The following is a 21,330-nucleotide window of genomic DNA, read 5'->3' on the forward strand; positions in this document are numbered from 1 at the left end:
GAACCGCTAACTTGATGAAAACGAACGACGCTCCCCAAATGAGCGCAAGCCCTATGAGCATCGCCAGGTGTTTCGGTCGCATGGCACCTCACCGAGCCCTATGGCTCGTGCTTACATCTATGATCGTTTTGCGTACGATCCTTTGTCGTGCCAGTAGTGTACCGTGTTCTTCGTCAACATAACATCGGTCTTTTGACTGTTTTTGACCAGGTATTAAGGGAGGGTTAAAATCTGACCTATTTCATGGGAGATCAGGGAGTTCAAAGCTTCGAGTTCAACGTTTTGAGCTCTCCCCTGCTCCGTTGTTCTCGTGTGCTTTTGTCCGCTTGTTCTCTTGTTCGTTCGCCCCTCGGCCCGTCGAGCACGCCGCAGAGTCGCAGGCCCCACTGCACGGCAGGACCGATGCCGAAGGCAAACATGATTGTACCAAGCCCGATCGTCCCGCCCATCAGCCAGCCGCAGGCCAGCACGACGATCTCGATCAGCGTTCGCACCCGCCGCACCGGCCAGCCGGTACGATTGCTCAGCCCCACCATCAGGCCATCGCGCGGCCCTTTGCCCAATCCCGCGCCGATATACACGCCGGTTGTCAGGCCGCAGAGCAGAATCCCGACTACGTGATAGCCCAGCGCCCAGCTCCAGCTCGGTGCCGCCGGAACCAGCGGTTGCAGCAGATCGAGGAAGATGCTGATCCCAACCATGTTTGCCAGCGTCCCGATCCCTGGCCTGATCGCGATCCACCACGAGGCCGCCACGATCAACAGGCCACACACGATATTTGCCATGCCGATGCTCATGCCAGTCAGGCCGCTCAGCCCGACATGGAACGAGTCCCACGGCCCCAGCCCCAGCCTGCTGGCGATCATCAGCCGCACCGCCAGCGCATAGCCAAACAATCCGATCCCCAGTTGCGCCCACGCGCCGAGCCAGCGCCCATACGTTCGCGTCATTACGTCATCCTCGGTATACCATTGAGCGCCCGCTCATTATTCGCATAGCTATTGCATGGTCAGCTCGACCACAGGGTATTGCGCAGGGAAGATCCGCCTGAGATTTAGACGAAATTTACACGAATACCCTTTCCCCGGTTACAAACAAAGAACAGGAGGTGTTTTGCTCTTTGTTCCGTTGTTCCTTGTTCTTTACTGATACAACCTCTGAAGCACACGCAGGTCGAGGTTGCCGCCGCAGAGCAGCGACACCACCTTACGTCCTCGCACATCGACGCTGCCTGAGAGCGCGGCGGCGGTCGAGAGCGCGCCGGTCGGCTCGACCACCTGCTTGGTGCGCGTCATGATCAGCGCGAGCGCCTGCATGATCTCGTCTTCGGTCGCCGTCACAATCCCGTCGACCAGCGCGCGCATGATCGCGAAGGGCAGCCTGCCGACCGCCGTGGTCGCCACGCCATCGGCGATCGTCGTCGGCTGCGCGATACGCACGATCTGGCCCGCCGCCAGCGACTGGCGCGCATCATCGGCTATCGCAGGCTCGACGCCGATCACCTGGGCATGGGGCAGCAGCCCTTTAATCGCCGTCGCGATCCCGGAGATCAGACCGCCGCCGCCGATCGGGATCAGCGCCAGATCCAGCTCCGGCCACGCCTCGGCCAGCTCCAGCCCGATCGTGCCCTGGCCCGCGATAATCTGCGGATCGTCGAAGGGCGGCACCAGCACAGCGCCGCGCTCCTGGGCCAGTTCCCGCGCAATCGCCTCACGATCTTCGCGCTGGCGATCGTAGAGCACAATCTCAGCGCCGTAGCCGCGTGTCGCCTCAAGCTTGACCTGCGGCGCGTCGCTCGGCATGACGATCGTCGCCTGCGTGCCGGTCAGCCGCGCCGCCAGCGCCACGCCCTGCGCGTGATTGCCCGACGAAAACGCGACCACGCCGCACCGTCGCTCGGCCTCCGTCAGCCAGAGCAGCTTATTGAGCGCGCCGCGCAGCTTGAACGAGCCGCTGCGCTGCATGTGCTCGGCCTTGAGCCGAAAATCGCTGCCGGTCAGCGCGCTCAGCGTGGCCGATCGCAGCAGCGGCGTGTGATGAATGTATGGCGCGATCCGCTCCACCGCCGCCCGCACATCGTCGAGCGTCACCGGCAGTGTTTGTTCAGGTATCTGTTGCATTGTTCTACCCACAAATCGCGAATGCTCGAACCGGAAACGACGTGCCGCCCTCGATCGCCGGAGGCACCGCGAAGAAGCGGAAGCCGCCCGGCGGCAGCTCATCCAGCCCACGCAGATGCTCGACGATCGGAATGCCTGCGGCCAGCAAGATCGTGTGCGCCGGACGCGCGGGATCGCGCATGTCGTCGATATTGGCACAGTCGATGCCGACCAGCGTGGCCTGCGAGCGAACCAGCAAGCGACAGCTCTCGGCGGTCAAGAATGGCCCTGAGCGAAAATAGTCGGTCCCACCCCAGCGATCGGCCCAGTCGGTGCGCACCAGCACGGCTTTTCCGGCCAGCTCGACGCCGCCGAAGATCTCCGGCCCGATCGGCCCCTCGCGGAGCGCCGTAACCACCACGCCGGGCAGATCCGCCAGCTTCTCAAGCGCCAGATCGGCCAGATCCGCGCCCTGGGCATGCCGGTGAAACGGCGCGTCGACATAGGTGCCGGTGTTGCCGCCTAGCTCGTAGGCGGCGATTTGAAAGCTCGTGCCGGGCGCGTACTGCGCGTGTTGCGCGCTCTCGCCGTGGCTCAGAAACGTACGAAACTGCGGCACGGGCAGCCCCGGATACGACGGCATGCCCGGTGTCAGCCGGTGACTCAAGTCGATAAAGGTTGGCATATGTCCTCGATAAACAACGGCGGTGTTGTGGTTGTCGCGCTGCGGTGCGCTGGTGTACCAAAGAAGAGGCTTCAAGCTGTGCTCGACGGCGGGCGCGGCTGCGAGGGCTGAGGCGACCGCTCGACGATCCGCACCATGTAGCGATCGGCAGACTCCAGGCTGGTAAAGCCGAACTGCCGGTAAAGACCCTGCGCGTCCCTGGTAATCAGCAGCCAGCGCCGAATGTCGCGCAGCTCAGGATGACTCGTGATCGTCTGGATCAGCCACTTGCCGAGGCCCTGCCCCTGGTAGCGTTCGGCGATGATCACGTCCGCCAGATAGGCGAACGTCGCGTAGTCCGTGATCACCCGCGCAAATCCGATCTGCTGCGTCCCATCGTACATGCCGAACGCCAGCGAGTGCTCGATCGACCGCAGGATCAGCGCCAGCGGTCGATCGGCGGCCCAGTACGAGGTTTTGAGCAGCTCATGGATCGTCTCAAGATCGAAACGGCTGCGGTCGGTGCTGATCAGGTAGCGCTCACGCTGCCAATCGTGGCTCATCCTCCACCTCGCGCGGAATCCTGATTGCCACGCTCCGGTAGCCAGAACGTTCCCTCCGCCACCGGCACAACCTGCCCGCCGATCCAGATGTCGCTGATCGCGCCGTCGGCGGTCGTTACGACGATCGAGATAAAGCTGGGCCGTCCCATCTCCACGCCCTGCTCGCTCACGATCCGCGTCGTCAGCGCAGCCTCGACCAGGCCGTAGCGCACGAGGTACGCGCCCAGCGGCCCGCTTGCGCCGCCCGTCGCCGGATCTTCGGCGATGGCAAATGTGTGCGGCGCGAACATCCGGCTGTGAACCGTGCTGCCGGGTCGCTCCGTCTCCGTAGTGACAGCGAATACCGAAACCGGCTCGGCTCCAAAGAGCGGCAGCAGCGGCCTGGGATCGAACTGAATCCGACGTATCGCCGCCAGGCTGCGGATCGGCACGAACAGAAACGGCACGCCCGTGGAGACGACCTGGATCGGCGCGTCGTCGATCTCGGCCTCGTCCAGACCAAGCGATTGCGCCACCACCGCGCGCTGCTCGAAGACGCGGCCCCACTGCGGCGGCCCGTGCTGCATCCAGATCTCTAGCCCGTCTGCTGCGCCGCGCTGGAAGCGGACCCGCACCGGGCCGATGTTTTCTTCCAATACGACCTCCTGTGGATCGGGCCACACGCCCTGCTGCGCCAGCACAAACGCCGTCCCGACCGTCGGATGACCGGCAAACGGGATCTCGCCGCCGGGCGTGAAGATCCGCACGCGAGGCCGGTCGGGCGCGCTCCCCGGCAGCACAAAGGTCGACTCGGAGTAGTTTAGCTCGCGGGTCAGCGCCAGCATCTCGGCAGGACTCAGGCCGGAGGCGTCGGGGAAGACCGCCAGCTGATTGCCGCCAAACGCGGTATCGGTGAACACATCCACCTGCAAAAAACGATATGCGCGTGTCATAGCATCTACACCATCGGTACTGTTTCACAGAACGAGCGGACGCGCAGCCGCTGCCGCCGCATAAGCTGCTCGTCCAGTAGCTCACCCAGAATACGTACGCCCCGGTCGATCGCTTCGGGCGGGCAGGCCGCGAACGAGAGCCGCATGTAACCCTGCACCGATGGATCGGGGAAGAAGACCTGGCCGGGCGCGAAGGCCACGCCGTGATCGATCGCCTCCTCGTACAGCTCGGTCGAGCGCAGGCCGGGCGGCAGGCCAACCCAGAAGCACAGCCCGCCGCCTGGTATGTTCCAGGTAACATCCGCCGGGAAGTAGCGCTGCAAGCTGACCGCCATCGCGTCGCGTCGCTCGCGGTACAACGCCTTGGTAGCGCGGAGATGCGCCGCGAAATGTCCTCGCTCCAGATACTCGGACAATGCGCGCTGGGTAAGCTGCGGCGAGTGCATATCGGACAGGCGCTTCACGGCGACCAGCGCTTCCAGCAGCGGCGGCGTAGCGACCAGCAGGCCGATGCGCAGCCCTGGCATCAGCACCTTGGAGAAGCTGGTCAGATAGATCACCAGGCCGGTCGTATCGCGTGCCTTGAGCGGCAGCGGCGCGGGGCCATCGTAGGACAATGGGCCGTAAATGTCATCTTCCAGGATCGGCAGCGCGTGCCGCTGGGCGATGTCGAGCAGCACCTCCTGCCGCTCGGCGCTCATACAGATGCCTGTCGGGTTATGGAACGTCGGGATCGTGTAGAGCAGGCGCGGCTGATGCTGCGTGATCGCGGTTTCGAGCGCGTCGGGCCGAATGCCTTGCTCGTCGATCGGCACGGCGACCAGCTTGAGGCCCTGGACCTGCATCCGCTCGATCATGCCCAGGTAGGTCGGCTGCTCGACCAGAATTGTATCGCCGGGATTGAGCAGCGCACGTAGGACAATGTCCATGCCCTGCTGCGCGCCCGCGACCACCAGCAGTTGCTCGGCGCTGACTTGGATCGAGCGATCCAGCAGGTAGATCGCCAGTTGCTCTCGTAGCGCCATCTCGCCCTGGCTCACGCCATAGTCGAAGATCGCCGCGCCCTCTTGCGCGATGACATGCTGGATCATTCGCCCGAACTCGCGCGCGGGAAAGGTTTCCAGCGCAGGCGCGGCCTGAGCGAACGAGATCATCTCAGGCTGATGCGACAGACGCATAATCTCGGCCAGCGCGCCAGGACGCAGCAGCGGCACGGGCGGCAGCACCGGCGACGGACGCATCTGCGCCTTCACGCCCGGTCGCTCGGCCACGTAGCTGCCGCGCCCTACAAACGACTCGATCCAGCCGTCGGCTTGCAGCTCGGCATAGGCGTTATGCACCGTCAGCCGGGTCAGGCCCAGCTCGGTCGCAATCTGACGGATCGGCGGCAGGCGGCTGCCAGCGGGGAGCGCGCCGCTGCGAATCCGCTCCTGAATCTGCTCGACAAGCTGGAGATACAGCGGGCGCTGGCTACGACGTTCGATCTGCAACTGCATAGAACTTCCTCACATTGAGCGGCGCTGCTCGATGAGCGGCTACTGGCACGGATAGCTCGCGGAGTCGGGGCGCGTGCGCTGCTCGCCCGCCAGTCGAGTTCCAAGCTCGATCATCGCGTGGCCGAGCGCGCTGCGGTAGCGCCGCAGCCGGGGAGCCGTAGCCCTGCGCGTCTGAAGCGCGCTGTCAAGCATCCGCCACTCCGCCCGCCGCGCCTCCTCACGATGCAGTGTCTCAAAATAGGTCGCCTTCATACTGGTATCCTCCGCGTACTTGCTCGACATTGTACCAATTGTCTCTTCTTACCAACAGAGACAATCGATCAATGTAATCTAGGACAAAAGGTGAATGACAGGGGCATTGCGGAGCGATGGGTACATGACTTGCCAGCATTCAAACTTGAACCGTAGCAAAAAAGGATACGAACTAAACCACCACGCGCCGCCCCGGCGGAAGCCGGAGCGGCGCGTATCGTTCCGATCGTCGAGCGTTAGATCGATGCGGCGCTGCCAACCTCACGCGATTCCATGCCGCTCGTGTCGCCCTCCGACGATGAACGATCCAGCTTATCGGCCAGATCGCCAGCGCCTTCGAGCACATTGTTCAGCTTCTCGCTCAGCATTCGGCGAGTTTCGCTCCCGGCTCGTGGAGCCATCAGGATGCCCACGCCCACACCAAATAAGAACGCTCGGAAGATGGTCTTAAGCACTTTCATCGTCGATCCTTTCCAGAGCTTCAACTCTGTGTCTCATCTGCCCAGGGCAGAATCAAGGCGCATAGTCGGGAAACAGCCTGTGTGATTCCGCACCAGTTTCTTATGCTTTAGGAAGGCCCTCACCGCGCCCAGAACGCGCCAGCCCTCTCCCATTTCATAGGAGAAGGGGAGAAGCTGTGCTTAGTTCTCAGTTCTTGGTTCTTCCCCTTTTCGGCCCAGGTGATTAGCCGCTGCGATCAGCGCCCTCCGACACCTCACGAACATCGGCATCCGTACCGGCAACCGTGCGCGTATTCGTCGCAGCCGACGAGCCGCTCGACGTACCCAGATCGGCATCCGTCGTCTCGAACTGCTCCGGGCTGGCAAGCTCACGCGCAGCCTTCTTCGCCGCAGCCGAAGCCGTCGACTTCTGCGTCGTGCCAGCGACCGTGGGCGCGGTGCCTGCGTACGTCGTCTCTTCTTCGCTCGTCGTCGGCGTCACCGGCACATTTGGCTGCACGGTGATCGTATCGGTCGGCGTGGCTGTCATCACCGCCGGACGCATATCTTCGGTCGACGTGGTTGTCGTCGCTGCCGGACGCACATCTTCGGCGTCGTAGCGCGCCTCGCTCGCCAGATCCGCCGCGCTGGGCAGCTCGATCTCGGTATCCTGCTCCGTCTGCTGGCCGCGCCCGGTCAGCTCGCGGGCCTTGTCGGCGGCGGTGCTGGTGACTTCGCTGACCTTCTCGGCGGCGGTGCTGGCGACATCCTGAAGCTTCTCAACCGTCGTGCTGGTCGCTTCGCTGACCTTCTCGGCGGCGGTGCTGGCGACATCCTGAAGCTTCTCGACAGTCGACGTGGCGGCCCCGCTCACTTTTTCGGCGGCGGTACTTGCTTTTTCCTTCACGGTCCCGACGGTATCGCTGACCTTCGTCGCGGCGGTACTGGTCACGTCCTTCACGCTCTCGACCGCGCTCTGTGTCGTGCCCTTCACGCTCTCGACCGCGCTCTGCGTCGTGTCCTTTACGCTCGTCGCGACCGAGGTGGTCGCATCTGTGACGCGATCCTTGAGCACCAGCCCTTTTTCGAGCACCAGCTCACGATTCTCCGGCCCGCTGCGCGGCGTAAACAGGCTTGCCAGCGCCGCCCCGACGATCGCGCCCACAAACAAGCCGATCGTAAAGCTCCAACTTGTATCTTCTTGCTCGTACATCTATGCCCTACCTCCTTTTCAGGTTCGATCGCCAGATGATCCAGGCTAGCAGAAAACAGACCAGTGCAATCCCGCCCAGCCAGCCGAGCGTCTCATACGTGGGCAGGAATCCCCGCAGCATGATGCTCTGAAACGCCTGCACGCCATGCGTCACCGGCAGCAAAAACGCCAGCCAGCGCACGAACGGCGCGAAATTCCGCAGCGGCAAGAAAAAGCCGCTAAAGAAGACCGACGCCAGCAGCGAGATCATCGAAAGCTGCACCGCCTGGCTTTCCGACTTTGAAACTGCCGAGATCAGAAAGCCTAGGCCCAGCGACGCGACCGTTACCAGCAGCACCGTGCCGACAAACGAGAGCGCATCGCCGACGAAGGGCACCGCCAGCCCCAGCGCAAAGCCCGTGCTCCCGATCGGTATGTTCGCGATCATCAGCAGCACCAGCAGCGTGACGATCACGCCGATGAACAGGATAAAGCCGATGTATTTGCCGATGATGATCTGCAAGCTGCTGACCGGCGCGACTCGGAACAGCTCGGTCGAGCCCAGCAGATTCTCGCGCACCAGCGAGAGCGCCGCCAGCGTGACGGCCATGTGTTGCAGCAGAAGCGCCAGCACGCCGGGCGCGTAGTACGCGATAAAATTCGGCTGCTGCTGCGCGACGTTCTGCGGCACGCCCTGTAGCGGCGAAACCAGCACTTCGGGCGGCACCGCCTGGATCTGCGATGCGACATCCTCAACCCGGCTCAGCCGATCGTTGATCTCCTCGATGCGCCTGCGCTGCTCGTCAACCTGGCCCCGCTCCATCGCCTGATCGAGCGCGTCTAAGCTCTGCTGGATCGATTGTACATCGCTTTGCGCCGTTTGGTTTGCGCTATTTTGCGAAGATAGCGCCAGACCCGCCAGGATCAGGCCGCTGTTGTTGCGCAGCCGCTGAATCGCCGCGCGCGCCTGCGGGCTTTGCGCCGCGCTTAATCCTGTCTGGATCTGCTGAAGCTCCTCGCGCGTACTGGCGATGTACTGCTGAACGTTGCCCGCCTGCTCGCGCGAGCCGCTGACCGCCGAGATCAGCAGCTCCGTGTTCAGCTCTTTGACCTGCACATAGGACAGATATTGAATCCACTGCGCCTGCGTCGGATCGATCTCATTGTACAGCACCTTGATCTGTGACGGCTGCTGGCGTCCAACGACCTGATCGACATCCGCGGGCAGCACCTCGACCACATCCAGCGTGCCCCGGTTGCGCCGCAGCCGCTCCACCGCCGCCTGCTCGTCTGTCATCACATCCACAACGTCGAAGTTCGCCTGGCTGATCACCTCACGAAACTGCTGGACGCGCGGATCGTCCGCTTTGTCGGGCGGCACCACCAGGATCGTGCGCAGACGCGGCTGCTCGCCGGAGAAGCCCAGGCCAAAGATCAGCAGGATCAGAAACGGCCCCAGCACCAGGCTTAGCAGCAGCCGAGGCTGTCGGCGCACCTCGGCCAGCTCTTTTGCGAAGAACGAAAACAGACGAATAAATGGCTTAAGCATTGATGATTTCTTCCTCAGCGCTTTGTGGATCGTCCTTCGCCGCGCGCTCCATCAGGATAACGAAAATATCGTCGAAGGGCGGCGTATACTCTTCGGCGTGACGCATATCGATCGTCTCGTCCTGGTTCAAGCCGCGAATCACTTCGGGCAGCAGCGCGCCCGCATCTTCGACGTAAATATCCAGCGTCCCCGTCGGCGCTCCGGGCGGACGCTCGAAATGCTGGACGAACGGCATCTGCTGCAAGATGCGGCGGGCATTCAGATCGTCTTCGCGATCGACCGTCAGCCGGATAATCTCACCGCCCATCGCCCGGCGGCGCAGGCCATCCGGCGTATCGACCAGCAGCAGCCGCCCGTTGCGCATCACCGCCACCTGATCGCAGTAGGCTACCTCGGCGACGTACTGGGTTGTCACCACCAGGCTGTTGCCCTGTTCCTTCAGCTCGTTGAAGTGATCCCAGAACTTGCCGCGCAGCACCGGATCGACGCCCGCCGTTGGCTCGTCGGCAAACAGCAGTTCGGGATTATGCACCAGCGCGCAGGCCAGCTCCAGACGGCGCTTCATGCCGCCCGAAATATGTTCGGCCAGCGTATTCCGGGCCGGTCGCAGCTCGACAAAATCCAGCAGCATCTCAAGCCGCCTGCGCCGCCGAAACCAGTTCAGACCATACAGCGAGGCGACAAAGTTAAGATTTTCCCAGACCGTCAGCGTCGGATACAGCACGAAGAGCTGCGGCATGTAGCCGATCCGCTCGCGCACGCGCTTGCCGAAATACTGCGGCGATGTTCCCAGCACCCGCAGCGTGCCCTCGGTGGGCGTGTACACGCCCGTCATCATCCGCACCGTAGTGGTCTTGCCGCAGCCGGATGGCCCCACCAGCCCAAAGATTTGGCCGGCGGGCACCTCAAGCGACATATCGCTCACAGCCTGCTTCTCGCCGAACGTTTTCGTCACATGCTGCATTTCGATCACAGCGCCGTTCGTAGCTCTCGTTCGATTCATGGAGCGGGGAGTCCTTTATTGCTTAAGCTGAGCTGGCGCTCCGTCAGGCCGGGGCGTGGCGCGTTCCCACACCATCTCACCCCTGAGCTGTATCAGACACGGCATCGTTAGATGATGCGCTAGCCGTAGCTTCTAGCACTGCGTATGCAAGAAGAATGCCAGGTCTTGACGATGCCGATACGCGATCCTCGGTCCGGCCAGGCGCGGCGCGCCGTCCAGAGCATCAGAGCGGCTACGTGGTATAATAATCGCATAAATCGCGATTTAAAGCGCCCGCCAAAGATTGCTGCCGGGCGTTCTGTATTGTAGGAGTAGATATACCCCAATGGCTACACTGCCGCCTCAACCCGTAGCGGTTAAGTGCCCCAATTGTGGCACGAACTTTCAAACGCCCGTCTTCCAGCTGATCGACGTAGGACAGCAGCCGGAGCTGAAGCAGGCGTTCCTGTCGGGTCGCGTCAACGTCGCGGTCTGTCCCAAGTGCGGCGCAGGCGGTATGCTCTCCGCGCCGCTGGTCTATCACGATCCCGAAAAGCAGATCTTTTTCAGCCTCTTCCCGCAGGAAGTGCAGGCCAGGCCCGAAGAGCAGGAGCGCTTTATCGGCGCGTTGCAGCAGATCGTGATGCAGAGTGTGCCCGCCGACAGGCCCAAGGGCTACCTGCTCAACCCGCGCCGCTTTATCACGCTGACCTCGATGCTGGATGAGATTCTGGAGGCCGAGGGCATCTCGAAAGAGGCGCTGGCCGCGCAGCGCAAGCGCACCGAGCTGCTGGGTCGGCTGTTGCAGGCGGATGAGGATGAGGCCGCGTTCACCAAGCTGGTCGAAGAGAACAGGGCCGCGCTGGACTACGAGTTCTTCGTCACGCTCGCCGCGTACATCGAGGCGTCGGAGGCCGACCAGGATCAGGAGTCGTTCGAGCGCTTCACCAGCCTGCGCGACCGGCTGCTGCAACTGACGGGCTTCGACGCATCCAGCCTGGGCGGTGACGAGCCCGGTGTCGACGCCGCGATCGACGCGCTGCTGGCGGCGGAGGAGGCCACGCTTGAGGAAACGATCGCGGAGTATCGCCCGGCGATCGACTACGACTTCTACGCCATGCTCACCGAGCGGGCCGAGGCGGCCCGCGCTGCGGGCAATACCGCCGAGGCCGAACAGATCGAGGCGCGCCGGTCGCTGATCCTCGAAACGACCGAGCGCATGGACCGCGAGGCGCAGGCGATGTTCGAGGGCGCGGCGCAGACGCTACGCGAGGTGCTTCAGGCCGAAGATCTGCGACAGGCGCTGGCCGAGCGCCGCGATCAGCTCAGCGAGGCGTTCTTGCTCGTCGTGGCTGCCAACCGCGAGTCGGCACAGCGCGCGAACAAGCCCGACATCATCGAGCGGCTGAACGAGATCGAGCGGCTGACCGTCGAGGTCGTGCAGGAGTCGATGTCGCCCGAAGAGCGCTTTATCGGCCAGCTTTTGAGCACCGAAAAGCCGCAGGACGCGACTAAGCTGCTGCGCCAGAACGCGGCCAAGATCACGCCCGATCTGGTCAAGCGCATCAACGAGCTGGCCGAGGAGATGGACAAGGGCGGGCGCAAGGAGATGTCCGACCGCCTGCGACAGCTTGGCCGCGAAGCCGCGTCGATGCTTTTCTAACCGGATTCGCTCGTCATCCTGGGATGTATTGGTGAGATGCGTGATTGCGCGTATTCCGTAGGGGCGTATTGCTATGCCCCGTCTTCGGAGGTTGCCCATGCTCACCGATACATCCCTCTAATGGCATTTTGTATGAACATGAAACGATTCGCCGGACCCGCGCTGCTCGTGCTTGGAGCGTTCGGGTTCTCACTCCTTTCTCCGGCGGCGGTCGACGCCTTCGCCGGGATGCTGCCCGCCGTCACCGCGCTCCTGGCGACCGCCTTCGCGGCGGCGGTGTTTGCGCGCTGGCGCAGCAACGGGCGGCGCTATCTGCTCTTCTGGGGCATCGGCCTGACGTTCTACGCGCTGGGCACGGCGATGGAGGCCGCCTTTGGCTTCTTTGGCTGGCAGCCCTGGATCTTTCGTACCTACTACCTGTCGGGCGCGGTGCTAACCGCCGCATGGCTTGGACAGGGCACGATCTTTTTGCTCGGCAAGCGCTGGCTGCCCCAGGTAACGGTGGCGGCGCTGAGTCTGGCGACGCTCTACGGCGCGTATGAGGTCGGGCGGGCCGCGCTTGAGCCGACATTCATGTCCGATCGGCTGAGGAGCGTCGTCAGCGCCGACGGCTCGAGCAGCGCCGACGAGGTGCTCGCGCTGGCGGGGCAGGCCGTCGCCACGCCCGGCGGCGCGCTGATGGATGTCTGGGCACGCACGATCGCCCGGCAGGCCAGCGTCGACTTCGATCGAGTGACAGAGCAGCCGGAGCGCATAGGCTACGGCCTGCGCAAAGGCGCTGCGGTCGTCGGAACGCGCGCGCTGATGCAGCAGCAAGGCATCGATGTCACAGCGATCGACGTGTCCGAGCCAGATGTCACGCCGATCTACGTCGCAGAGGGTGGTCGCGTGCGCGGCGCGCTCTTGTTCGCGCCGCCACTGGAGCTGAACGGCTCGGCGATCATCCGCACCACCAGCAACGCCCGCTCGATCACGCCCTTCTTCAACGTCTATGGCACCGTGGCGCTGGCTGGCGGCGCGATCTACTCCGCGTACATCTTCTGGCGCAAGCGCGTGCTATACAACCGCATGATCGGCAACATCCTGATCGCCGTGGGCGCGATGTCGCCCGCGCTCGGCGGAACGTTGAGCAAGGCCGGATTTCCTACCGCGCTCTACATCAGCGAGCTGGTCGGCATTATGCTGATCTTTATCGGCTACACGCAGGCGGTCCAGACCGACGCGCCCGCGCCCGCACCTGTCGCGCAGCCGGTCCACGCTTCGTAGCCCTAGAGCGCCGCGAGGCCGGGGGTTTGGGGGACTCCCCCAAACATTCCTTTTCTGATCGAGTGTCGCAGAACCACTTTTCCGAAAAGGTTCCTTGATTCTACAGTGGCAGCCAGGATTGATACACGCATGGCGAAAGAGCCGAAATATCGCACCTCAACCCGCCGTGAACTGCCGGAGGCTCGCTGGCGGATGCTGGGCGTAGCCCTGGCGCTGCTCGGCATCGCGCTGCTGGTGATCCTTGTCGGCGCGGTGCTGGTCGCGCTCGGCGTGATCTCCGGCTGAGGACCGCGACCGTGCAAGCGATGCTGCGCCGCGCAATCCGCCTGCTGCTCCTGCGAGGAGTCGGCGCGGTCGCGCGGCGCTTTGTTCGTTCCAGCCCCCAGCAGGCGCGGCGCGTCCTGGTGATCAAGCCCGACCACCTGGGCGATGTGCTGCTGCTGACGCCCGCGCTGCGGCTGCTGCGCCAGCAGCAGCCGGATGCCGAGATCGCGCTGCTGATCGGGCCGTGGAGCCAGGTAGCCGTCGCGCACAACGCCGACATCGACACGACGCTGCTCTGCTCTTTTCCAGGTTTTACCCGCGCCGCAAGACCCAGACCGTGGCAGCCCTACGGCCTGCTGCTCAAGATGGCGCTCCTGCTCCGGGCCGGGCACTACGACGCCGCGCTGATCGCCCGCGACGACCACTGGTGGGGCGCGCTCCTGGCGATGCTGGCCGGAATCCCGCTGCGGCTCGGCTTCGCGCTGCCAGAGACTGAGCCGTTTCTGACGACCGCGCTGCCGCATAGCTTCAGCACGCATGTCACAGCCCAAAATATCAGGCTGGTTGAGGCGCTGACCGGACAGCCAGCAACCAAGCCACCGCCGATGGTTGCGCCGATCGGCGGGCGGGACCGAGCGTGGGCGACGGAGTGGCTAACCCGCCACGGCGTCATACCCGACGCGCAGATCGTGGCGCTGCATCCGGGCGCTGGCGGCGCGGCGAAGCTCTGGATTGACGCGCGCTGGTCAGAGGTTGCCGATGCGCTGCACGAGCGCGGCTATACTGTCGTGCTCACCGGCGGTCCCGACGAGCAGGCGCTCGTCACATCGATCGTGCGGGCAATGGCGCGTCATCCGCTGACGCTGGTAGGCGCGGCGACGATCGGACAGCTCGCGGCGCTCTATGCCCGCTGCGCGCTGGTGCTGGGCGTCGACAGCGGCCCGCTCCATCTGGCGGCGGCGTGCGGCGTTCCAACGCTGGCCTTGTTCGGGCCAGGCGATGCCGGACGCTTTGGTCCCTGGGGCGATCCGCAGCGACAGATCGTGCTGCGCAGCGGCCTGTGGTGCTCGCCGTGCGGCGTGCTCGACGCCTGCCCGCGCGGTACGCTGCCGAGCGAGTGTATGGCGCGGATCTCGACGGCAGAGGTCGTAGAGAGAATAAGCGAGCAAGCGAGCAGGTGAACAAGCGAGCAAAGGAACAAAGGAGCTAGAACAAAGAACCGGGTGCTATGCGGGTTCCCTTTGGGCACGGCGCCCGGCGCACAAAGAACGAACCGAGAACCAAGAACGAGAGAAGCTCGAAACTTGGAACTTGGAACCAAGAGCTGCTACGTCTCAATCCGCTTGTTGCCCGGCGGATCGCCGATCGGCGTTCTGGAGGGCTGCGGATCGCCAATCGGCGGCTCCTGATCCGGCGAGGGCAGATCCGGCTCGCGTGGCGGCGGCGGCTCGCCTTCGGGCGGCTGAGATGGAGCCGGAGGCTCCTTGCGCTCCTCCGGCAATGGCGGCTGATCGCCAATTGGTCGATCGTAGGGATCGTGACTCGTCACACAGACCTCCTCTGATGGGCAGCTTCCAGCAGCCCGGCTTGAAGATCCAGCGAGCAAGAAGCATGCCCAACACGGCTGGCGCGCTGATGGTGTTGCGTTGACGTGCTGCAGCGTAATGATCGTGGACGAGACGACGCCGAGAGCAGCTATTGAGACGAGCGAGCGGTATCAGCGGTGGAGGCAGCGGGGACGATCGAGCGAACAGGAAGGCCGCCAGGCTTGTTTTAACTCAGCGTCGAACGCCCTGCACCAGCTCCTGCCGCTTATAGTGGCAGTGATTGCAGTAGCGCACGCGGTATCCCGCCAGGACCGTCTGCTGGAGCGGCTGCCGACAGGTAGGACACGGCTCGTGCGTCGGCCCCTGGAAGAGCGGCGCTTCTTGGCCGTTTGCTGTGCCGCCATTGTGCTGCGCTTGCGCCGGAGCCGGAGATGGCGGTAGGTTGTAGCGCGGACGCTCGCGAGCAGCCGGCGGCGTGGGCGCAGGCATCCTGGGCCGCAGATCAAAGACTGTAGCGATATGCTCCACAAGCTGCGCGTAATCCAGCGCGCCACGGGAGCGCGGATCATGCTCGTAGATCGTGCGTCCTACGGCGGGCGCTTCCGAAAGCCGCACATTCACCCGGATCGGCTCGGTGACGATCCGACCATACTGGCTCCGTAGGTTCGCGAGCAGCGTGTTGGCCTGCCGCTGCCGTCCATCGAACATCGTCGGGATGATACAGCGGATCGTGCCGGTGCCGATACGCTGAAGCTGCCGCTCCAGCAGCTCGATGCCGCGCAGCGCCAGCGGCTCGATGATCGTCGGCGTGAGCACGTCGCGCGTCGCCATCAGCGCGTTGACGTTCATCACCGAGAGCGAGGCCGAGCAATCGATCAGCGCGACATCGTACTCTGCCGCCAGCGGCCTGAGCGCCCGCGTCAGGAGATGTGCCCAGTCTGGCCGCTGCGTGATCAGCGGCTGCGCGCTCATCAGCGTATCGTCGGCGGCCAGCAGATCGAGGTTAGGCCGGGCCTGAACGATACACTGCGCGGCGGGCTTGCCATCGACCAGCACCTCGTACAAGGTGCGCCGGGGCCGCACGCCGAGCGCCGTCGCAAGATTTCCCTGCGCGTCCACGTCCACCAGTAAGACACGCAGCCCTTTGAGCGACAACCCTGCTCCAAGGTTGACCACGGTGGTGGTTTTACCAACGCCACCCTTCAGGTTTGTTATGGCAACCGTTCGCATCTATCTGCCTTTGACCACGTCCGATGCTGGAAGTCGTGCGAGTTAGTCTAGCTCAGGCTGTGGGGGGCGTCAAGCCCCATACGCCATATTGCCCCAGCGATTGCAGAGATCGTCGTAGCGGCGGATTGTTGTACACTGATCCAGTGTAGCACGATCCGCGCCCAATGGCAGATCCGAAAGTCCTCTCCTGGTCTATCCGTGAATAATAGCGCAATCTATTGCTTAAACGCATTACAGTCGGTAGTAGCTGACGATCGACCCGGCGAGCCAGTCTGTTCCGTGAAGATCCCGCAACTTAACCGCAACGCTGCGTTTCTTGCCGCATCTTCGCCATCGTAGTACAATGATTCCCAGAAAGTCGCTACGACGATTGGAAAGACCAACCAAGGGTCGCAGCAATGTATACATGTCAACTAACACACACGCTGGTCCAGACGCACACACGTCATGCTGCCAGATGTGTGTTTTTTTGTTGTTCGCAGGGGGTGTTCGATGCCTGCTCAGCCATGCCCTGAGCGGGTACGCTGTCCGAGAAAGAAGGAGCCACTGAGCCACGGCATCGCAGCCGATCGCTCAACGTCCATGAAAGGAGCGTTCCATGAACATTCAGATCAAAACTCGCAATGGAAAGGTGACAGAGCGCCAGCGCATCTATATCCAGGAGAAGCTACACAAGCTTGAGCGGTATCTGGACGGCATCGGCGATATTCACGTCGATCTGTCGCACGAGCAGCTGCGCGGCATCGGCGAAACCAACATTGCGCAGGTGACACTCCATACGGCGCAGGGCACGATCCTTCGCGCCGAGGAACGCAGCCCCGATCTCTTTGCCGCCATCGACTCGCTCCACGACAGCTTACAGCGCCAGATTGTGCGCTACAAAGATAAACACTTCCGACGTGGTAAAATTCGGCGGCAGGGTGGCGAAGTGCTGACCGTCGGCCTCAACGGGAATGCGACCGAGTTCGACTATGAGCAGAGCAGCACGCCACAGCTTGTGAAAACGAAAACGTTTGCCTACAAGCCGATGTACAGCGACGAGGCGATCGAGCAGATGGAGCTGCTGGGACACTCCTTCTTCGTCTTCACCGACGCCGATACCGATCAGGTTAACGTCGTCTATCGCCGTCGCGATGGAAACTATGGGCTGATCGTGCCTGAGACGACCTAGCAGCGTACCGCCAGGTTTGTGTACAAGGCTGGGGCAGATCGTCCCAGCCTTTATGTTGAATCTGAAACGAGCAGGGCCTTGATGTTACAGCAAGATACCATGATCAACGGACGCTACCGCATCGTGCGGACCATCGGCAGCGGCGGTATGGGCAGTGTCTACGCCGCGCACGACGAGCGACTCGGACGGCAGGTAGCGCTCAAGCTGCTACGCGCCGATCTTGCCAGCGATCCGCGCGCCCGCGAGCGGTTTTTGCGCGAGGCGCAGATCGCCGCGCAGCTCATCCATCCCAATATCGTCCGCACCTACGATGTCGGCGATGCGCCCGAAGGCCCATATCTGGTGCAGGAGCTACTGCATGGCCGCACGCTCGATACCCTGATCCCGCTGCCGTCCAAACACGCGATCGAGCTAACCCGGCAGATCGCCGACGCGCTCGGCTATATCCACGGGCAGGGCTACGTCCACTGTGACATCAAGCCGCAAAACGTCATGCTGGTTGGAGCGTCCGGCGCGGAGCAGCGCGCGGTGCTGCTCGACTTTGGCATCGCGCGCGTCGAGGGCACCGCCACGACCACGCTGATCGCGACGCCGCACTATCTCGCGCCCGAACTCGCGATGGGATCGGCCCCGACCGCCGCCTCCGACTGGTATGCGCTGGGCATTGTGCTCTATCACATGCTGACCGACCATCCGCCCTTCGACGGCCCGACAATCCACACGATCATCGAGCAGCATCGCACCGCGCCGCTGCCGCCGCTGAAGATCGCCGCAGGAGCCGGGCCGCAGGAGACTTCCGCGCTCGAAGCGATCATCCGCAAGCTCACCGCCAAACAGCCTGAGGAGCGCTACACCTCCGCCACGGCGCTGCGCAACGATCTTGCCAGCGTCCAGGCGGGCGCGGTCCACGCCATGCCCACGGTCGTCGTCGGCAGCCAGCCCCGCCCGGCACCGGCAGCGCCGCGTCCGGTAGCAGAGCCGCGTGTGAAAGCTTCTGTACCGCCCCCGGCTGCGGCTGTGACGGCGGAGCAGCCACGGCGCGATCGACGGCTGTGGCTGCTTGGCCTGCCGCTCGTGCTGCTGCTGCTGGCCGGAACCGCCTTGATGCGCGATCGGACGCCCGATACCAGCGCCAATCCGCAGAGCAGCCCCTCCACCGCGCCCTCACCGACTACGCCGAGCGCGGTTGCGGTGCCCGATGTCGTCAATCTGCCGGTCGAGGAGGCGCAGCGGCAGATCACAGAGGCCGGGCTGGTCTTCGTCCAGGGCGAGGCAATCCAGGGCGAGCAGGCGGCGAACATTGTGCTCAGCACCGATCCGAGCCCAGGCCAGCCCGTCGCGCCCGGCTCACAGGTGATCGTCCAGGTCAGCGCGGGGCCGATCGTCGTTGCCCCGCCCGGCAACGACGGCGACGACGGTGGCGACGATGACGACGATAAAAAGGACGACAAGGACAAGGGCAAGAAAAACAAGGGCAAGAAAGACGACTAGCGAGCCGAGGCACAATTTTCTCATGAGCAACCTACACGCGCCGCAGCACATCGCCCCATGAAAAGCCTATCTTCATCTCGCGCCACACGCGCCGAGCGACTCCCGCGTGAGGCAGCCACGCAGCGCCGCACCGCCGTGCTGCTTGTCGGCGCTATCCTGATCGGAGCGCTGCTGCTGCGGATGCCGGGCCTGGCGCTGCCGCTTGAGCGCGACGAGGGCGCGTACGCCTATGTAGCCTGGACCTGGCTCCAGGGGGGCCTGCCCTACCGCGATGCCTTCGACCACAAGCCGCCGCTGATCTACCTGCTGTACATGCCGCCGCTGCTCTTCGGCCCGCCCTCCGCCTGGGCGATCCGCGTCTGGGCGACGCTGCTGTTTCTGGTCGATGTCGCGCTGGTCTGCGCTGTCGGGAACCGGGTCTGGAGCATGCGCGCGGCGCTGCTGGCCGCGCTGATCTTCGCGGTCGCGGGTAGCGCCTTCGATCTGCAAGGCTTAATCCTCAACACCGATCAGGCGCTGGTGCTGCCCACGCTGATCGCGCTGTGGTGCGCGATCCGCCTATCCGAAACGCAGCGCTTGCGATTTGCGATCGGCGCTGGCGCTGCGCTGGCCGCGACGATGCTGATCAAGCCGGTGGCGATCGTGCTGATTCCGGCGCTGCTGCTGGCCTGCTGGCGCAACGTGCGCAGCATCGTTCGGGTCTACGCCGGTGCTGCTCTCGGCGCGCTCCTCGTCGGGTTGCCGATCGCGGGATACTTCGCGCTGCGGGGTGGGTGGAGCGATCTGGTCTTTGGCGTGCTGACCTACAACACGCTCTACGCCGGGGAGTCGCAGGCCCGCTGGCAGCTTGGCCCGCTCGTCGATATGTTCGCGCCGTTCGTGCCGCTGCTGCTGACGGCGCTGGGCGGTATCGCGCTGCTGCGTCCGGGTGAGACACAGCCGATCAGGCCGCTGACGCATCGGGCGGGCTGGCTCGTCGTCGGGTGGGCGGCGGCGCTGCTGATCGCCGCGCTCGGCAGCTTACGCGCCTACATCCACTACTACTATCCACTGCTGCCGTTCCTGGCGCTGCTGGCCGCGCCGTGCATCCTTCGGCTGTGGGCAGATCATCGCGGCACCACGCCGATCCAGCGCGGCGCGGCCTATCTTGCGGCGGCGCTGCTCGGCGCGCTGCTGCTAGCTCCGCTCGCGCGGCAAAACCTGCAACTGCTGGGCACCACCGCCGAGCAGCAGGCCGAGCGACTCTACGGCGAGGTCGGCAAGCACTACTTTGCGCAGGCTCCGCTCGTCGCCGACTATATCCGCGAGCGAACGCAGCCCGATGACTACGTCTACATCTTCGCCGCCGAGCCGGAGGTCTATCTCCTGTCGGAGCGCCGCGCATCCAGCCGCTACATCTACGACTATCCGCTGCGCCTGGTGCCGGGAGCCTCCGCCGAGCTGCTGCGCGATCTAGCCGCCAGGCCGCCCAGGCTGGTCATCACCTACTATGGCGTGCGGCCCGACGGCTTCTACCAGACGGTCCAAGAGCAGCAGTTTGTCAAGCTGGCTGAGATCGGCGGCTACGAGATCTTCGGCGTGGAGTAGCTTCGATCGCCGCCATGTGCGCAACGTCGGCTACTCAATCCCTGTGCTTCCCTCACTATCCATATGATCGAGGATGAAATCGAGCGTGCGGCGAAGGATCGTGCGCGAGCGCTGGCTGTCGTCCAGAATATCGAAGGCGTGCGGGCCTTCGGGATGGCTCATCAGATCGACCGGCAGATTACGCGCGAGCGCCTGCTGCACGAAGCGGTCGATGGTCTGGTTTAGCCACGGCTGATCCTGGCCCGCGCGCACGACCAGCAGCGGCGGTATCGTTACCGCCTGCTCGATCTGCGCCAGCGGCGAGCACGACCGCAGCATGTCTTGCGTTACCTGCGGCGGAATATGACCGTACAGCGGCTGTAGATCCAGCGGCCCGTAGTAGGCGACGATGCAGCGGATCGCTTCGGGGTGTTGCAGAGCGACGTAGACGCCATAGGGCACGCCCGCCGAAAACGACCACGCGCACAGCCGATTGGGATCGATACCCAGCTCCGGGCCGTGGCCGCGTACAAACTGCAGCAGATCGTCGATGTCGGCGATGACCGCATCCATCTTCGTGAATTGCTCGGTGGAGCGATGATCGAACGTGACCGCAACCACGCCGGACGCCGCGATCAACTGCGCCAGCGAGACAAACGGGCCGCCGTCTTTGGTTCCCAGGATCGCCTCCGGCGGCAGGTCGCCATGCACCAGCAGCACCGCTGGCCGGGACGCTTCGTGCGAGCCGCCCGGCGGCGCGTACACATCCAGCCGCAGCTCCAGCCCGTCCACACGCTTATACACGACGTTCTTCCGCGCCGCGTCCTGCTCCATACCTGCGATCTGATACACCACGCGCTTCTGCTGTATTTCGTTCAGATCCATCGACTTGCGCGCCCCTTTTCGAGTTTCGAGTTCCAGGTTCCAGGTTTCGAGTTTCAACTCCCCAGTTCTTCGTTCTTG

The 21,330-nt window shown here is 63.9% G+C and carries 21 protein-coding genes; 7 read left to right on the forward strand and 14 right to left on the reverse strand.

The window, feature by feature from the left end; all coding sequences use genetic code 11:
* Positions 1-260 precede the first annotated feature (260 nt).
* From VFZ66_11865 to VFZ66_11915, 11 genes are all read right to left on the reverse strand, one after another.
* A complete protein-coding gene (locus VFZ66_11865) occupies positions 261-950 on the reverse strand; it encodes a hypothetical protein (protein HEX6289884.1) in 690 nt (229 codons plus the stop codon).
* A gap of 192 nt (positions 951-1,142) precedes the next feature.
* Positions 1,143-2,120, reverse strand: a complete 978-nt coding sequence (locus VFZ66_11870) for a threonine/serine dehydratase (protein HEX6289885.1) — start codon at positions 2,118-2,120, stop codon at positions 1,143-1,145.
* Positions 2,121-2,124: 4 nt separating this feature from the next.
* Positions 2,125-2,784, reverse strand: a complete 660-nt coding sequence (locus tag VFZ66_11875) for a cyclase family protein (protein HEX6289886.1) — start codon at positions 2,782-2,784, stop codon at positions 2,125-2,127.
* Between the two features lie 71 nt (positions 2,785-2,855).
* Positions 2,856-3,326 carry a GNAT family N-acetyltransferase gene (locus VFZ66_11880; GenBank protein ID HEX6289887.1) on the reverse strand — a complete coding sequence of 157 codons (471 nt, stop codon included), beginning with the start codon at positions 3,324-3,326 and terminating at the stop codon, positions 2,856-2,858.
* The gene (locus VFZ66_11885) at positions 3,323-4,258 is read right to left on the reverse strand and encodes a PhzF family phenazine biosynthesis protein (GenBank protein HEX6289888.1); all 936 of its coding nucleotides are present in this window, start codon (positions 4,256-4,258) and stop codon (positions 3,323-3,325) included. Before VFZ66_11885 ends, VFZ66_11880 begins: the two co-directional genes overlap by 4 nt.
* 5 nt (positions 4,259-4,263) lie before the next feature.
* Positions 4,264-5,754, reverse strand: coding sequence for a PLP-dependent aminotransferase family protein (locus VFZ66_11890; protein HEX6289889.1), 1,491 nt, complete (start codon positions 5,752-5,754; stop codon positions 4,264-4,266).
* Positions 5,755-5,793: 39 nt separating this feature from the next.
* Positions 5,794-6,006 (reverse strand): hypothetical protein, encoded by a 213-nt coding sequence (locus VFZ66_11895; protein HEX6289890.1) that lies wholly within the window; start codon positions 6,004-6,006, stop codon positions 5,794-5,796.
* Positions 6,007-6,242: 236 nt separating this feature from the next.
* Positions 6,243-6,467: a YtxH domain-containing protein gene (locus tag VFZ66_11900; protein HEX6289891.1), complete on the reverse strand. Its 225-nt coding sequence runs from the start codon at positions 6,465-6,467 to the stop codon at positions 6,243-6,245.
* 223 nt (positions 6,468-6,690) lie between these two features.
* Positions 6,691-7,659 (reverse strand): YtxH domain-containing protein, encoded by a 969-nt coding sequence (locus VFZ66_11905; GenBank protein ID HEX6289892.1) that lies wholly within the window; start codon positions 7,657-7,659, stop codon positions 6,691-6,693.
* Positions 7,660-7,666: 7 nt separating this feature from the next.
* A complete protein-coding gene (locus tag VFZ66_11910) occupies positions 7,667-9,187 on the reverse strand; it encodes an ABC transporter permease (protein ID HEX6289893.1) in 1,521 nt (506 codons plus the stop codon).
* Complete coding sequence (locus tag VFZ66_11915) at positions 9,180-10,190, reverse strand: ABC transporter ATP-binding protein (GenBank protein ID HEX6289894.1); 1,011 nt, start codon at positions 10,188-10,190, stop codon at positions 9,180-9,182. The genes VFZ66_11910 and VFZ66_11915 overlap by 8 nt, the downstream gene beginning before the upstream one ends.
* A gap of 325 nt (positions 10,191-10,515) precedes the next feature.
* Here VFZ66_11915 and VFZ66_11920 point away from each other — a divergent pair, with 325 nt between their 5' ends.
* The 4 genes from VFZ66_11920 (at position 10,516) to VFZ66_11935 (ending at position 14,543) form a co-directional block, all read left to right on the forward strand.
* Entirely contained in the window at positions 10,516-11,832 is a 1,317-nt protein-coding gene (locus VFZ66_11920) for a CpXC domain-containing protein (GenBank protein HEX6289895.1), read from the forward strand.
* A 132-nt stretch (positions 11,833-11,964) separates the two neighbouring features.
* Positions 11,965-13,098, forward strand: coding sequence for a hypothetical protein (locus VFZ66_11925; protein HEX6289896.1), 1,134 nt, complete (start codon positions 11,965-11,967; stop codon positions 13,096-13,098).
* A 129-nt stretch (positions 13,099-13,227) separates the two neighbouring features.
* A complete protein-coding gene (locus VFZ66_11930; GenBank protein HEX6289897.1) occupies positions 13,228-13,383 on the forward strand; it encodes a hypothetical protein in 156 nt (51 codons plus the stop codon).
* A gap of 20 nt (positions 13,384-13,403) precedes the next feature.
* Positions 13,404-14,543, forward strand: coding sequence for a glycosyltransferase family 9 protein (locus tag VFZ66_11935; GenBank protein HEX6289898.1), 1,140 nt, complete (start codon positions 13,404-13,406; stop codon positions 14,541-14,543).
* Positions 14,544-14,689: 146 nt separating this feature from the next.
* On the opposite strand, the gene VFZ66_11940 is transcribed toward VFZ66_11935, so the two are convergent.
* On the reverse strand, positions 14,690-14,911 hold the full coding sequence (locus VFZ66_11940; GenBank protein HEX6289899.1) for a hypothetical protein: 222 nt from the start codon (positions 14,909-14,911) through the stop codon (positions 14,690-14,692).
* Between the two features lie 229 nt (positions 14,912-15,140).
* The gene (locus VFZ66_11945) at positions 15,141-16,139 is read right to left on the reverse strand and encodes an AAA family ATPase (protein ID HEX6289900.1); all 999 of its coding nucleotides are present in this window, start codon (positions 16,137-16,139) and stop codon (positions 15,141-15,143) included.
* Between the two features lie 598 nt (positions 16,140-16,737).
* On the opposite strand from VFZ66_11945, the gene raiA reads away from it, so the two are divergent.
* The 3 genes from raiA to VFZ66_11960 all read left to right on the forward strand — a co-directional run bounded on the left by raiA (position 16,738) and on the right by VFZ66_11960 (position 20,388).
* Complete coding sequence (gene raiA, locus VFZ66_11950) at positions 16,738-17,310, forward strand: ribosome-associated translation inhibitor RaiA (GenBank protein ID HEX6289901.1); 573 nt, start codon at positions 16,738-16,740, stop codon at positions 17,308-17,310.
* Positions 17,311-17,391: 81 nt separating this feature from the next.
* A complete protein-coding gene (locus VFZ66_11955; protein ID HEX6289902.1) occupies positions 17,392-18,801 on the forward strand; it encodes a protein kinase in 1,410 nt (469 codons plus the stop codon).
* 57 nt (positions 18,802-18,858) lie between these two features.
* Complete coding sequence (locus VFZ66_11960) at positions 18,859-20,388, forward strand: glycosyltransferase family 39 protein (GenBank protein ID HEX6289903.1); 1,530 nt, start codon at positions 18,859-18,861, stop codon at positions 20,386-20,388.
* A gap of 30 nt (positions 20,389-20,418) precedes the next feature.
* Here VFZ66_11960 and VFZ66_11965 read toward each other — a convergent pair whose 3' ends face one another.
* Positions 20,419-21,309, reverse strand: coding sequence for a prolyl oligopeptidase family serine peptidase (locus tag VFZ66_11965; protein HEX6289904.1), 891 nt, complete (start codon positions 21,307-21,309; stop codon positions 20,419-20,421).
* Positions 21,310-21,330: the final 21 nt, after the last annotated feature.

This window comes from Herpetosiphonaceae bacterium, from assembly GCA_036374795.1.
In the GTDB taxonomy this organism is placed as follows: Bacteria; Chloroflexota; Chloroflexia; order Chloroflexales; family Kallotenuaceae; genus LB3-1.